At 69.4% G+C, this 12,208-nt stretch carries 13 protein-coding genes; 3 read left to right on the forward strand and 10 right to left on the reverse strand.

Features of this window, described 5'->3' with window-relative positions:
- Window positions 1-43: 43 nt before the first annotated feature.
- The 9 genes from ASF57_RS04745 to ASF57_RS04785 form a co-directional block, all read right to left on the reverse strand.
- Window positions 44-835, reverse strand: coding sequence for an FCD domain-containing protein (locus ASF57_RS04745; RefSeq protein WP_056480660.1), 792 nt, complete (start codon window positions 833-835; stop codon window positions 44-46).
- Complete coding sequence (locus ASF57_RS04750; protein WP_056480662.1) at window positions 832-2,334, reverse strand: M81 family metallopeptidase; 1,503 nt, start codon at window positions 2,332-2,334, stop codon at window positions 832-834. Before ASF57_RS04750 ends, ASF57_RS04745 begins: the two co-directional genes overlap by 4 nt.
- Window positions 2,335-2,356: 22 nt before the next feature.
- Window positions 2,357-3,604: a Zn-dependent hydrolase gene (locus ASF57_RS04755; protein WP_056480664.1), complete on the reverse strand. Its 1,248-nt coding sequence runs from the start codon at window positions 3,602-3,604 to the stop codon at window positions 2,357-2,359.
- A gap of 37 nt (window positions 3,605-3,641) precedes the next feature.
- Window positions 3,642-4,355 carry an ABC transporter ATP-binding protein gene (locus tag ASF57_RS04760; RefSeq protein WP_056480666.1) on the reverse strand — a complete coding sequence of 238 codons (714 nt, stop codon included), beginning with the start codon at window positions 4,353-4,355 and terminating at the stop codon, window positions 3,642-3,644.
- Window positions 4,352-5,122 carry an ABC transporter ATP-binding protein gene (locus tag ASF57_RS04765; protein ID WP_056480668.1) on the reverse strand — a complete coding sequence of 257 codons (771 nt, stop codon included), beginning with the start codon at window positions 5,120-5,122 and terminating at the stop codon, window positions 4,352-4,354. Before ASF57_RS04765 ends, ASF57_RS04760 begins: the two co-directional genes overlap by 4 nt.
- Window positions 5,119-6,231: a branched-chain amino acid ABC transporter permease gene (locus tag ASF57_RS04770; protein ID WP_082503691.1), complete on the reverse strand. Its 1,113-nt coding sequence runs from the start codon at window positions 6,229-6,231 to the stop codon at window positions 5,119-5,121. Before ASF57_RS04770 ends, ASF57_RS04765 begins: the two co-directional genes overlap by 4 nt.
- A gap of 15 nt (window positions 6,232-6,246) precedes the next feature.
- A complete protein-coding gene (locus ASF57_RS04775) occupies window positions 6,247-7,101 on the reverse strand; it encodes a branched-chain amino acid ABC transporter permease (protein WP_082503692.1) in 855 nt (284 codons plus the stop codon).
- A gap of 226 nt (window positions 7,102-7,327) precedes the next feature.
- Window positions 7,328-8,545, reverse strand: a complete 1,218-nt coding sequence (locus ASF57_RS04780) for an ABC transporter substrate-binding protein (protein ID WP_056184656.1) — start codon at window positions 8,543-8,545, stop codon at window positions 7,328-7,330.
- A 272-nt stretch (window positions 8,546-8,817) separates the two neighbouring features.
- Complete coding sequence (locus ASF57_RS04785) at window positions 8,818-9,060, reverse strand: DUF2171 domain-containing protein (RefSeq protein WP_056184653.1); 243 nt, start codon at window positions 9,058-9,060, stop codon at window positions 8,818-8,820.
- Between the two features lie 185 nt (window positions 9,061-9,245).
- Between ASF57_RS04785 and ASF57_RS04790 the strand changes: the two genes are divergently transcribed.
- The gene (locus ASF57_RS04790) at window positions 9,246-9,548 is read left to right on the forward strand and encodes a hypothetical protein (protein ID WP_056184651.1); all 303 of its coding nucleotides are present in this window, start codon (window positions 9,246-9,248) and stop codon (window positions 9,546-9,548) included.
- A 2-nt stretch (window positions 9,549-9,550) separates the two neighbouring features.
- Here ASF57_RS04790 and ASF57_RS04795 read toward each other — a convergent pair whose 3' ends face one another.
- Window positions 9,551-9,922, reverse strand: coding sequence for a TonB family protein (locus ASF57_RS04795; protein WP_056480670.1), 372 nt, complete (start codon window positions 9,920-9,922; stop codon window positions 9,551-9,553).
- A gap of 360 nt (window positions 9,923-10,282) precedes the next feature.
- Here ASF57_RS04795 and msrA point away from each other — a divergent pair, with 360 nt between their 5' ends.
- Both msrA and ASF57_RS04805 read left to right on the forward strand, forming a co-directional pair.
- The gene (gene msrA / locus ASF57_RS04800) at window positions 10,283-10,801 is read left to right on the forward strand and encodes a peptide-methionine (S)-S-oxide reductase MsrA (protein WP_056184647.1); all 519 of its coding nucleotides are present in this window, start codon (window positions 10,283-10,285) and stop codon (window positions 10,799-10,801) included.
- 404 nt (window positions 10,802-11,205) lie between these two features.
- A partial coding sequence (locus tag ASF57_RS04805) for a family 16 glycosylhydrolase (RefSeq protein WP_156375963.1) occupies window positions 11,206-12,208 on the forward strand: 1,003 nt, incomplete at its 3' end.

Genomic DNA, 12,208 nt, shown 5'->3' on the forward strand with positions numbered 1-12,208 from the left:
GGACAAACGAAAACGACAGAGTCGAGCCGGGCGCGGGTCCTGCTCACGACGCCGCGCCGTTCGCTCCCCGCCGGCTTAACAGGTCCTTCCGGAACTTGGCGTCGAGGCGCTGCATGAAGTGCTCGGCGCAGCACATGTGGTTGTGCATCTCGCGGCGGACGGCTTCGGCATCCTCGGCGCGGTAGGCGGCCACGAGGGCGCGGTGGCTTTCGAGATTGTGGGCGCCGAAGGCCTCGTGCTCGGTGAGGCTGTCGCTGCGGAATTCCACGAGGTCGCGCAGCAGGCTGTTGAGAAACCGGCACATGAAGGCCAGCAGTGGGTTGTCGCTGGCGTCGCACAGGATGTCGTGGAAATCGACCTCCACCACGCGGCCGAGGCCGCGCTGATCGCCCGCGTTGGCGGCCGCGCAGGCCGCCATGTTCGCCTCCAGGCGGCGGAACTCCGCGTCCCCGAGGCGGCCGACCACGCTGACGCCGAGCGTCACCTCCAGGCTGCGGCGCAGGGCGTAGACTTGGGCGAAGTCGAGTTCCTGGAAGTGAAGGAAGCGGCGCAGCTGCTGCGCGGCGGCGTCCACCGAGATCGGGCGGATCTCCGGGCCGCCGTTGGGGCCGGACTGCATCGTCACCAGCCCCTGGACCTCCAGGGCCTTCAGGGCCTCGCGGATCGTGCCTTTGGCACAGCCGTAATGCTGCATCAGGGCGCGCTCGTTCGGCAGGCGGTCGCCCGGGGCCAGGCGCTCGCGGGCGATCCGGTTGCACAAATCCTCGGCGATCTGGTCGGACAGCTTGATCCGCCGCAGCGGCGCGGGCGGACCGGCGTCCTCGGGCGCGCTCATCGGGCCGCCGGGCTCGCCGGCGTCCAGGACACGTCCGCGTCGAGGGGAAAGATCGGGCGGGCCAGCTTGCCGAACGGGAACAGGCCGTAATCCGAGCTGGTGACGCCCCGGCTCGCGCATTCCACCACCGCGCGGGCGAGGGGCTCGAACACCGGCCGGCAATACATCCGCGACTTCAGGATCAGCACCCGGGCCGCTGCCGGGTCGAGGCCGAGGCTGGTGAACACGCCGAGGTCCCAGGGCTCGTGCGGCTCCTCCGTGACAAGGATGCGGGCGGCGCCCGTGTCCAGCACCGCCGCCCGGCCCATGCGGCAGCGTTGACCCGTATAGGTCGGGCCGGTGATGACGTAGGTGCCGTCGCCGAGGGCCGCCACCGTCCCGGCGACCATCAGGGGGGCCTGAGCGGAAAACCCCGGGAGCGGCACGCGGTTGCCGACGCCGATCGCGACCGCCGCGCCGAGGCCGGCCGCGTGCAGGGCGGCGACGGCCTGGGGATCGCAGATCGGGCCGGCGAGGAGGCCGTCCAGGCCCGCCTCGAGGGCGGCGGCGAGGACATCCATCACGTCGCAGGTGCCGCCCGACATGCAGTTGTCGCCGTGGTCGAGGAGGAGCACCGGACCCGTGCCGGGCTGCGCCAGCGCCGCCTTGGCCGCCGCGATCGATGCGCCGAGCGGCGCCTCGGCGTAGACGAAGGCGTCGCGCGCGGACCAGAGTTCCGCGGCGAGATCCTGGGCGGCCTGGTCGGCGGCCTCCTGCGTCTCGGCCGTGACCGTGACCGAGACGCCCGCTTCGAACAGGTCGGCCAGGGCGAAGCCGCCGAAGATCGTGGCGGCGAGCACGCCGGGGCGGGTCTCCGCCGCGCGGGCCGCCGCGACGGCGTCCTGCATCGGGCCGGGCACGCGGGTGTCCATCCGCAGGGTGTGGGCGAGCATGGGCGGGTGGACCCAGGCGCGGTGGGGTTTGAGGTCTTCGTCGAGCATGCGCCCGACGATGCCGGCGACCAGGGCGCCGGTCTCGGCCATGTCGACGTGCGGATAGGTCTTGAAGCCCGCGATCGCGTCGCAGTTCGCCACCATCCGGGCCGTGATGTTGCCGTGGAGGTCGAGGGCGACGCCGAGCGGCACGCCCGGCGCCAGGGCGCGGATGCGGGCGAGCAATTCACCCTCGCCGTCGTCGTGGCTCTCGGTCACCATCGCCCCATGCAGGTCGAGCAGGATGGCGTCGCAGCCCGGGCCGATCGCCGCGAGGATCGCCGCGCTCAGCGCCTCGAAGGCCGCGTCCGCCACCGGGCCGCTCGGGTTGGCATGGGCCGATACCGGAACCACGACGGTGGCGCCGCGCGCCTCGGCGAAGCGGATGAAGGCGCCGAGCGCCGTGGTGGCGTCGCGCCCCGCCGCCAGAGCTTCCGCCCCCCAGAGCGGGTTGAAGGCCGCCAGGGGGGTGGCCAGCGGCGAGAAGGTGTTGGTCTCGTGGTTCACCCGGGCGGTGACGATACGCATGGCAGCAACTCGCGTCGTTCGATCAGGCCGAGGCGGAATGGCGGGAATCGTAGTCGAGCACCGCGTCGAGCAGCACCTGCGCGCCGGCGGCGCATTCGGTGGGCGAGGTCGACTCCGCCGGGTTGTGGCTGAGGCCCCCGGCGCTCGGCACGAACACCATGGTGGTGGGCACCAGGGCGGCGACGTGGGCGGCGTCGTGGCCGGCGCCCGAGACCATGTCGCGGGTGGGATGCCCGCCCTTCTCGGCCGCGCGCCGGACGGAGGCGATGCAGTCCGGATCGAAGGCGACGGGCGCGATCCGGGAAATGGGTTCGAGCCGGGTTTCCAGGGCGAGGTCGGTGGTGACGCGTTCGACGGCCGCCCGCAGGGCCGCCTCCATGGCGTCGAGCACCGCGTCCTGCGGGTGGCGCAGGTCGACGGTAAGGAAGACGTGGCCGGGAATGACGTTGTTGGAATTCGGCGTCACCGTGAGGTGGCCGACGGTCCCGACCGCGTCGGGGGCGTGCGCGTGGGCGGCGGCATCCACCGCTTCGACCAGGCGGGCGGCGCCGACCAGCGCGTTGCGGCGCAGCGGCATCGGGGTCGAGCCGGTGTGGGACGACCGGCCCTCCAGGGTGACTTCGAACCAGCGCATGCCCTGCACGCCCTGAACCACACCGATGGTGGCCCCCTCCGCCTCCAGGATCGGACCCTGCTCGATGTGCAGTTCGAACATCGCCCCGAACGGCACCGAGCCGGGGACGGCCGCGCCGCGATACCCGATGGCGTCGAGGGCTGCGCCGAAGCTGGTGCCGGCGCTGTCCCGGCGGGCCTCGGCCCAGGCGCCGTCGTAGATGCCCGCATAGACGCCGGAGCCCAGCATCGCGGGGGCGAAGCGCGCTCCCTCCTCGTTGGTCCAGTTGACCAGGAGCAGCGGCGCCTCGGTGACGTAGCCGGCCCCATCGAGGGTGCGTAGCACTTCGAGCCCGGCCAGCACGCCCAGCACCCCGTCGAACTTGCCCCCGGTGGGCTGGGTGTCGAGGTGGCTGCCCAACGCGATGGGCTTCAGGTCCGGGTTCCGGCCGGGGCGCAGGGCGAACATGTTGCCGGCGGCATCCACCGTGAGGGTGCAGCCGAGCGCCGCGACCTGGGCCTTGAGCCAGTCGCGCACCCGGCGGTCGTCCTCGCTGAGGGTCAGGCGGGCGATGCCGCCATCCGGCGTGCCGCCGATCGCGGCGGTCTCCGTCAGGGTGTCCCAGAGGCGCTCGGCGTTGATGGTCAGGTTCGACATGGTGTCCCGGGTTTCCTGGTGCTCACGCGGTCCGCGATCAGGCGGCCTTGACGCCGAGGAAGCGGTCGCGCGCGGCGTCGTCGGCCTTGAATTCGGCATTGCCGGCCGCGTAAGCGACGCGGCCAAGCTCGAGGATGTAGTGGCGGTCGGCGAGGCTCGTGCAGACCGCCAGGTTCTGCTCCACAAGCAGGATCGGGACCCCGGCGTCGCGGATGGCGCGGATCTGGGCCACGATCTCTTCGACGATGACGGGGGCCAGGCCCTCCACCGGCTCGTCGAGCATGAGAAGCTTCGGGCCGCTGAGCAGGGCGCGGGCGATGGAGAGCATCTGCTGCTCGCCCCCCGAGAGCTGCGCGCCCCCGTTGCGGCGGCGCTCTTCGAGGCGCGGGAACATCGCGTAGATCTCGGCCATGCCCCAGGGCGAGCCCCTGCGCACGGCGATGCGGAGATTCTCCTCGACGCTGAGCAGGCTGAAGATGCCGCGATCCTCCGGCACGAGGGTGAGGCCGGCCCGCGCGATGCGATGGGCGGGCCAACCCGCCACGTCGGTGTCGTGGAAGCGCACGCGGCCGCCGCGCGGAGGCAGGAGGCCGCTGATCGCCTTCAGGGTCGAGGTCTTGCCGGCGCCGTTGCGGCCGAGCAGGCAGACGATCTCGCCGGCCCGCACCTCCAGGCTGACGCCCTGGAGGATGTGGCTCTTGCCGTAATAGCCGTGGACGTCCTCCACGCTGAGGGCGGCGGGACCACTCACGAGACCAGATCTCCCGTGATCATGTTGCCGAGATAGGCCCGGCGCACCTCGGGGTCGTCGCGGACCCGGGCCGGCGGCCCCTCCACCAGCACGCGGCCGGCGCGCATCACCGTCACGGTGTCGGAGATGTTCATGACGATGCCCATGTTGTGCTCGATGAACAGCACGGTGTGGTCGCGGCCGAGGTCGCGGATCAGCGCCGTCATCGCGGCGATGTCGTCGATGCCCATGCCGGAGGTCGGCTCATCGAGGAGGATGACCTTCGGCGCGGCCGCCATCGCCATACCGACTTCGAGGCGGCGCTGCTGGCCGTGGGAGAGTTCGCCGGCGGCGCGGAGCGCCACGCGGGTCAGGTCGAGGCGGTCCAGCATCGCCTCCGCCATGGCTAGGGCCGGCCGGTTCGCTTCCGCCCGGCGCCAGGGCGCGAGCGCTTGCCAGGGCGTCCGACCCTGTGCCGCCAGCCGCAGGTTCTCGCGAACACTGAGCGTCGGGAACAGGCTGGTGACCTGGAACGAACGGGCGAGGCCGAGGCGCACGCGCTCGTGGTCCGCGGTCCGGGTGATGTCCCGGCCGGCCAGGGCGATGCGCCCGGCCGAAGGCGCGATCCGGCCGGTGAGCGCGTGGAACAGGGTGGTCTTGCCGGCGCCATTGGGACCGATGATCGAGTGGACGCTGTTCTGCCTGATGCGCAGGGTCACGTCCTGCAGGGCGACGAAGCTGCCGTAGCGGACGCTCAAGGCGTCGGTGGCGAGGATGGGCTCGCTCATCGGTTCGCCTCCGGGGCCGGCCGGGCACCAGGCTGCCCTCCTCCCCCTTGTGGGGAGGAGTTGGCGGTGGGGGTGGCTGGGTGGCCCTCGACCGGCGGAGGCTGGCGGCGCCACCCCCATCCCTGGCCCCTCCCCACAAGGGGGAGGGGAAGGCTCTCCGCGGGCGGCGGCGTCCGCGTCACCAGGGCGACGGCGCGCTCGATCAGGCCCCAGAGGCCGCGCTGCAGGAACAGCGTGATGACGATGAGGAGGAGCCCGAGGAGCAGCAGCCAGCGCGGCCAGATCGCCGAGAGGGCGTCGGCGGCGAGCAGGTAGGCGCCGGCGCCGAGGAGCGAGGCGAACAGGTTGGCGCTGCCGCCGATGATCGTCATGATCAGCAGGGTTTCGCTGGTGTGATAGTCGATGTTCGACAGGGGGGCGACGCCGATCAGCATGGCGTGGAGCGCGCCCGCCAAGGCCGTGACTGCGCCCGAGATCGCAAAGGCCGCGACCTTGAACGCCCGCACCGGATAGCCGATGGCCCCGGCCCGACCCTCGTTGTCGCGGATGGCGAGCAGCGTGCGCCCGAAGGTCGAGAGCGCGACCCGCTGCAGGGTGGCGAACAGCACGAGGAAGAGCACGGCGACGTAGGCGTAATAGGTCCAGGCGTCGCTCAGCACGGTGCCGCCGAGGCGCGGACGGGGGATGTCGAGGAGGCCGTTATCGCCGCCGGTGACGCCGCTGAAGGTGTAGGCCAGGAAGTAGAACATCTGCGAGAAGGCCAGCGTCAGCATCACGAAATAGACGCCCTGGCGCCGGATCGAGACCCAGCCCACGGCGGCCGCCACCAGGGCGCCGAGGGCCAGGGACAGCAGCAGCATGACGGGGGCGGGCAGACCGGCCCGCATGAGGCCGAGCCCGGCGACGTAGCTGCCCAACCCGAAGAAGATGCCCTGTCCGAACGAGAGAAGGCCGGTATAGCCCAGCAGCAGGTTGCAGGCGGCGACCGCCAATCCGAAGATCAAGATCTCGCTGGCGAGCGTGCCCGAGCGCATGGCGAGCGGCAGGATCAGCACGGTGGCGAGCGCGAGGCCGAACTGGACGAGGGGCCGGTCGAGAAAGGGGATCATGCGAAAGGATCCTGCTCAGGCCCGGCCGAACAGGCCGCGCGGCATCGCCATGATGATGCCGGCCATGCCGAGATAGATGACGAGGCGCGCCCCCTCCGGCCACAGAGTGGCCATCAGGCTCTGGGCGACGCCGACCAGGATGCCGGCGGCCAGCGCTCCGGCGTAGCTGCCCATGCCGCCGATCACCACCACCACGAAGGCGATGCCCAGCGCTTCGACGCCCATGAAGGGCTCGACGCCGCGGATGGGGGCCGCCAGCGCCCCGGCCAGCCCCGCGAGCCCGGCACCGAGGGCGAAGACCGCCGTGTTGATGCGCAGGGTGTCGTAGCCGAGCAGCGCCATGTTTGACGGGGATTCCGACCCGGCCCGCACGATGGCGCCGAGGCGTGTGCGGTCGAGGAGCCACCACAGGCCCGCGGCCAGGATCGCCGTGAAGCCGATCACGAACAGCCGGTACTCGGGATAGACGAAGTCGCCGAGGATCATCACGCCGCTCAGTTCCTCCGGCGGGGCAACGTTGCCGCCGAGCGGTCCCCAGAGGATGATGACGAGTTCCTGCACCACCAGGGCGAGGCCGACGGTGACGAGGATGTGGAAGGTGTGGGGCAGCTTGTAGACCCGGCGCAGGAGCAGCCGCTCGGTCAGGCCTGCCAGAACCGCCACGACGAGGGCGGCGAGCGGCATCGCCACCCAGAAGCTCAGGCCGCGCTCGACGCCCTCGTAAGCGAGGTAGGCGCCGAGCAGATAGAACGCCCCATGGGCGAAGTTCACGAATTGCAGCAGCCCGAAGATGATGCTCAGGCCCACCGCCAGCAGGAAGTAGAGCATCCCGAGGCCGAGACCGTTCAGGATCTGGAACAGGTAGGTCACGGGGTCTCCGGGTGCACGTCAAGTCTTGGTTCGAGAGCGACGCCGATCGGCGCGCCACCGCGTCATTCCGGGGCCGCGAAGCGGAGCCCGGAATCCAGAAACACAGGTGGCGTCTTGCTTGGCTCCGTCAGCGGCTCTGGATTCCGGGCTCGCCTGCGGCGCCCCGGAATGACGCAGCGCTTGACCGACAACCGGTTTGGTGAAGAACCTTGGTTTCAGGTCGCCCTCACGCCATCTTGCAGCCGGCCGCCTCGGGCGAGAGGAACGACTTGCCGGACTGGATGACCTCGGCGAAATCGTCCTTGTCCTTCATGGCGGACTTCGCCTTGCCCTTGAGCAGGTAGTAATCCTTGATGACCTGGTGATCGGCGGCGCGGATTTCCTCCTCGCCGGTGAGGCCGGCATAGCGCAGTCCTTCGAGCGCCTTGATCACCGCGGGGCCATCGGCGCTGCCGGCCTTGGTGGCGGCGTCGAGCAGCAGCTTGGTGATCTGGTAGGAGCCGGCGAAAGAGTAGTTCGGCGTCATCTTGGCGGTCTCGCGGACCTTGGCGACCAGGGCCTTGTTCAGGGGCGAGTCGATGCCGTGCCAGTACTGCGCGCCGAAATAGACGCCCTCGCACAGGTCGGCGCCCAAGGCCTCGAACTGCTCCAGGCCCGAGGCCCAGGCGAGCACGATGGTCATGCGCTTCTTGAGGCCGAAACTGACCGCCTGGCGCAGCGCGTCCGAGGATTGCGAGCCGAAGTTGAGGAGCAGCAGGACGTCGGGTTTCGCCGCGATGGCGTTGGTCAGGTAGCCGCTGAATTCCTTCTCGGCCAGCGAGTGGTAGCTGTTGCCGACATGCTCGATGCCCTTCTCCTGGAACACCGCCTTGGCGGCGCTGAGCAGGCCTTCGCCGAACACGTATTGCGGGGTGATCGTGTACCAGCGCTTGGCCTGGGGCATCTGCGCGATCAGGGGCCGGACGGTCTGCGCGATGGCGCCGAAGGTCGGTACCGTCCAGCGGAAGGTGCCGCGGTTGCAGTCGGAGCCGGTGATCTCGTCGGCGCCCGCCGTCGTGATGAAGACGGCGTCGGACTTCGCCGCCTCCTTGCCCATCACCAGGGCCTCGGAGGACAGGATGCCGCCGGCGAAGAGTCGCGTGCCCTGGGCCATCGCCTCCTGCATCTTGCGGGCGGCCGGGGCCGGCTTACCCTCGGTGTCGATGTCGGCGATCGTGACGGTGCGGCCCAGCACCGAGCCGGCTTCCTTCGCGGCGAAGGCGGCGCCCAGCGACGCGTACTTGCCGTTGGCCGCGAAGGCGCCCGAGATCGGCAGGGGCGCGCCGACGACCAGGGGCCCCTCGGCGGCCCGGGCGCTGCGCAGGAAACCCGAGATCGGCACTCCGGAGGCCGCCAGGGTCGCCGCCGTCAGCGAGGTTTTCAGAAACGCGCGACGATCCCGCATGACACCGCTCCTCGAGGGCCGAGCCGACCGAACTATCCAAACTATACGTATAGAATATCGGCGGGCGCAGGCCGTCAAGGGGCGGATTTATGGTGCGCTGCACTTGTGCAGATCGCCAGCATACGCTCAGATCTTAGGCGCCCGGTGCCCAAATCGGCGGCGGATATCTTGCGGCGCAGCAGAGATCGGCGGTGATGACGTGGTGGTGCGGGCGCATCGAAGCGCTCTTCGACGGGCTGTCGGTTCTGGCGGGTGATGTCGGAATGGCCGCCTCACACGGCGCCGGCATCCTCCCAGTAGCCGCGGACGTCCGCCGCCGTGGCGGTGAGGTGGACCTGCTCGTCGACCCGCTCGACCCAGGACAGCGGCAGGAGATGGTGCCGGCCATGCGCGACCGGATCGGTCCGGGTCAGCTTGATCAGGGTGTCGCCGTCCAGGTGATCGACCGTGCCGACATGCAGCCCGTCGGACGATCTCACTTCCATCTGCGCCTTGATGTCCGAGGGCTCTGCCATGTCGGCCTTTCCGTGGTGGGGGTTCACCGTCGTCAACAAGCCGGGTCGGCCAAGGTTCAGAGCGGTGTGGGCCGCAACGGTCACCGACCGACCCCTGATCGGAGCCCGGGCGCAACAAACGTGAGTGCGGGCCGCCGGACGATGCCCGAAGGTGGCTCCTTCGCAGGAGGCTCTGGGGGCGGCGGATGACGGCGGCGTGGGACGAGGGGCTCGGCGCGGTGGAGCGGATCATCGCCACGGCCGAGGCACGGCGGATCGAGCAGATGCTCCGCATCGCCGTCCACCTCGCCGAAGATCGGGACGCCGCCGAGGCCGAGGCGGAGCTTGGCCGCACCGAGCGCCTGCTGAAGATCATGCGAGGCCAGCGCACCCTGCTGATCGGCGCGCGGGCGCGCCGGCCGGCCGACGACGGGACCATTCGAGACGCGACCATTCCGGATGCGCTTCGTCCGCCCGATCCAATGCGGGGCAGCCCGACGCCGCCCTGATCTCAGCGGCCCAGCCGCACCGGAAAGCTCAGATCCGTCGTGCCCGCCCGGGTCAGCAAAGGGGCGGGCGGCGGGCGAAACGGGCCGGCCGCCCGGATTAGGGCCGTCGCCCGCTGATCGAGATCCGCCGAACCGGAGCTGCGCTCGACCGCGACGCGGTTCACGAAGCCGTCCGCCGCCACCTGGACCCGGACGGTCACGGTGCGGCCCCGGCCCGGGAAGGCCTGCTTCTGGACGGCCCCGTCGATGATATCGATGACCTCCGAGACCCAGGCGCGCACCACCGCGCCGGTCCGGTCGCGGGCCTGGCTCGCGACCGTGCCGAGGAGAAGGAGGGCGAGGCCGAGCCCGCGGGCCCTGTCGGCCGCTCTCATCTGCGGTGCTCCACGACGTCGGGACGCGCGGCTCCCGGCCCGTTCCGGGGCAGACGCGCGTCCGCCGGCCTGAGAGATCCCGTCGGGTCGGAAGAGCCGGTCATGTCAGCACCGAACATGCGAACGGCGCAGGGCCTGCGAGGGCCGCTGCGCCGCTGGTTTCGGCCGCCGAGGGGGCGATGACGGCCACCCCCGTGATGCACTCGGACCATCCGCGCCGATGTGCGGCGCGGCACAGGCCCGGCGAAGACGTGCCGGAAACGCCGCGCCTCGGGGGCTGACGGGATGGCGGCAAAAGCCGGCGCGCCTCCCTATCTAAGGCAAAGCCCGATGACGCTTTCATCGTAGAGAGGTTGAACCATGAGCCACGAACGCGCGATCCTGGCAGGCGGCTGCTTCTGGGGCATGCAGGACCTGATCCGGCGCCAGGAGGGCGTGATCTCCACGCGGGTCGGCTACACCGGCGGCGACGTCCCGAACGCGACCTACCGCGATCACGGCACCCATGCCGAGGCCATCGAGATCGTCTACGACCCGAGCCGGACGAGCTTCCGCCGCATGCTGGAGTTCTTCTTCCAGATCCACGATCCGACCACGCCCAACCGTCAGGGCAACGACCGGGGCCTGAGCTACCGCTCGGCGATCTTCACCACCGACGAGACGCAGCGGCAGATCGCCGAGGACACCATCGCGGACGTGAACGCCTCCGGCCTGTGGCCCGGCAAGGTGGTCACCGAGGTAACGCCGGCGGGCCCGTTCTGGGAGGCCGAGCCCGAGCACCAGGATTATCTCGAGCGGCGTCCCGACGGCTACACCTGCCACTTCATCCGCCCGAACTGGACTTTGCCGGCCCGGGCCTCCACTCCGCAACTGTCCTGAGACGTGAAGGGCGCCCCGCATCCCGGTGCGGGGCGCACCACGACGTGGGGCCGCCCCCCCTTTCCCAAGTCGCTGACGCAGGTCCCTGATTCACGTCTCTGATCGGTCATGCAGAAGGTGGAGCTGCCGGACCGGATCGAACCGTCGACCTCCACATCCGCGCCGGCCTCGAAACCGCAACCGATCCAATCCGGTCGGACCCCGCTTCCGGTCGGCACGACATGCATCCGTGTTGATCCCCGGCAACATCCTTTCTGCTCGACACGCGCTGCGAAAGGGTAAGTTGTCGCGCCGACGCAATTTGGTTCCGGGATTTTATAGTTAATTCCGAGCATTTCTCGGCTAAGTAACGATCAATTCACAGAGTTGAATTGAAGTAACGTCCTTCATCAAGGGCGAGCTCGATGCCTGCAACATACCTCAACGCCGCCGGGGCGCTGCTCTCGGTGGGCGAAACCTATGCTCGTGGTTCCGTCGGAACTGCCAAATCAACCCTTTCAGGGACGACCGGCAACGACGGCCTTCGCACCGGAGGCAATAGCACGCTCACGGGTGGGTTGGGAGATGATACCTATTTCGTTTACACCCAGAATGACGTCGTCGTAGAGAACGACCGGGAAGGCATCGACACGGTCGTGTCGACGTCGAAATACTACACACTTCCGAATGGTACCGAGAATCTCACGCTGGCCGGCAATAATTCAAGCGGTGCCGGCAATCACGTCGACAACATCATCAGCGCGCCTGGCACCGGAAGCCACACGTTGAATGGCGGCGCCGGCAACGACGTTCTGATCGGTGGGAGCGGCGTAGACACCTTCATCGTCACGAAAGGCGAAGGGTCCGATGTCGTGATCGGGTTCGATGCGGCCAAGGACTTTCTACAACTGCAGTCCTATTCCAGCCTGACAAGCTTTTCCAAGGTCAAGTCGGCGATGTCCCAGGTCGGGGCGGATACAATCATCAGACTTGAGACAGGCGAGACGCTGACCCTGCGCGATCACAAGGTCGAAGATCTGTCCGCGGCGAATTTCCGCCTGCCCGTCGATCTGTCGAAGTATCAGCTGACCTTCTCGGACGAGTTCAACACCTTTTCGGGATCCGCAACCGGAGTCGCGACAACGTGGCAGACGAAGTATCCGCAGGCCGGACTCCGCACCCTGCCCAACAACAAGGAAGATGAATACTATTCCGACAGCTCGGTCGGGGTGAACCCCTTCAGCGTCAAGGACGGCGTCCTCGATATCACTGCCGCGCGCGCGACCCAGGGCGTCGAAACCCCACTCGGCTCGGGCCTGGATTGGACTTCCGGCGTCATCACCACCTACAAGTCCTTCTCCCAGCTGTATGGCTACTTCGAAATTCGCGCCCAGCTTCCCGCCGGCAAGGGCTTCTGGCCGGCCTTCT

The organism is Methylobacterium sp. Leaf117 (genome assembly GCF_001422985.1).
Taxonomy (GTDB): Bacteria; Pseudomonadota; Alphaproteobacteria; order Rhizobiales; family Beijerinckiaceae; genus Methylobacterium.

Excerpts from the sequence above, each read along its gene's own strand:
- ASF57_RS04745 (WP_056480660.1), bottom strand. The coding sequence starts at position 835 with ATGAGCGCGCCCGAGGACGCCGGTCCGCCCGCGCCGCTGCGGCGGATC.
- ASF57_RS04750 (WP_056480662.1), bottom strand. The coding sequence starts at position 2,334 with ATGCGTATCGTCACCGCCCGGGTGAACCACGAGACCAACACCTTCTCG.
- ASF57_RS04755 (WP_056480664.1), bottom strand. The coding sequence starts at position 3,604 with ATGTCGAACCTGACCATCAACGCCGAGCGCCTCTGGGACACCCTGACG.
- ASF57_RS04765 (WP_056480668.1), bottom strand. The coding sequence starts at position 5,122 with ATGAGCGAGCCCATCCTCGCCACCGACGCCTTGAGCGTCCGCTACGGC.
- ASF57_RS04770 (WP_082503691.1), bottom strand. The coding sequence starts at position 6,231 with ATGATCCCCTTTCTCGACCGGCCCCTCGTCCAGTTCGGCCTCGCGCTC.
- ASF57_RS04780 (WP_056184656.1), bottom strand. The coding sequence starts at position 8,545 with ATGCGGGATCGTCGCGCGTTTCTGAAAACCTCGCTGACGGCGGCGACC.
- ASF57_RS04785 (WP_056184653.1), bottom strand. The coding sequence starts at position 9,060 with ATGGCAGAGCCCTCGGACATCAAGGCGCAGATGGAAGTGAGATCGTCC.
- ASF57_RS04790 (WP_056184651.1), top strand. The coding sequence starts at position 9,246 with ATGACGGCGGCGTGGGACGAGGGGCTCGGCGCGGTGGAGCGGATCATC.
- ASF57_RS04795 (WP_056480670.1), bottom strand. The coding sequence starts at position 9,922 with ATGAGAGCGGCCGACAGGGCCCGCGGGCTCGGCCTCGCCCTCCTTCTC.
- msrA (WP_056184647.1), top strand. The coding sequence starts at position 10,283 with ATGAGCCACGAACGCGCGATCCTGGCAGGCGGCTGCTTCTGGGGCATG.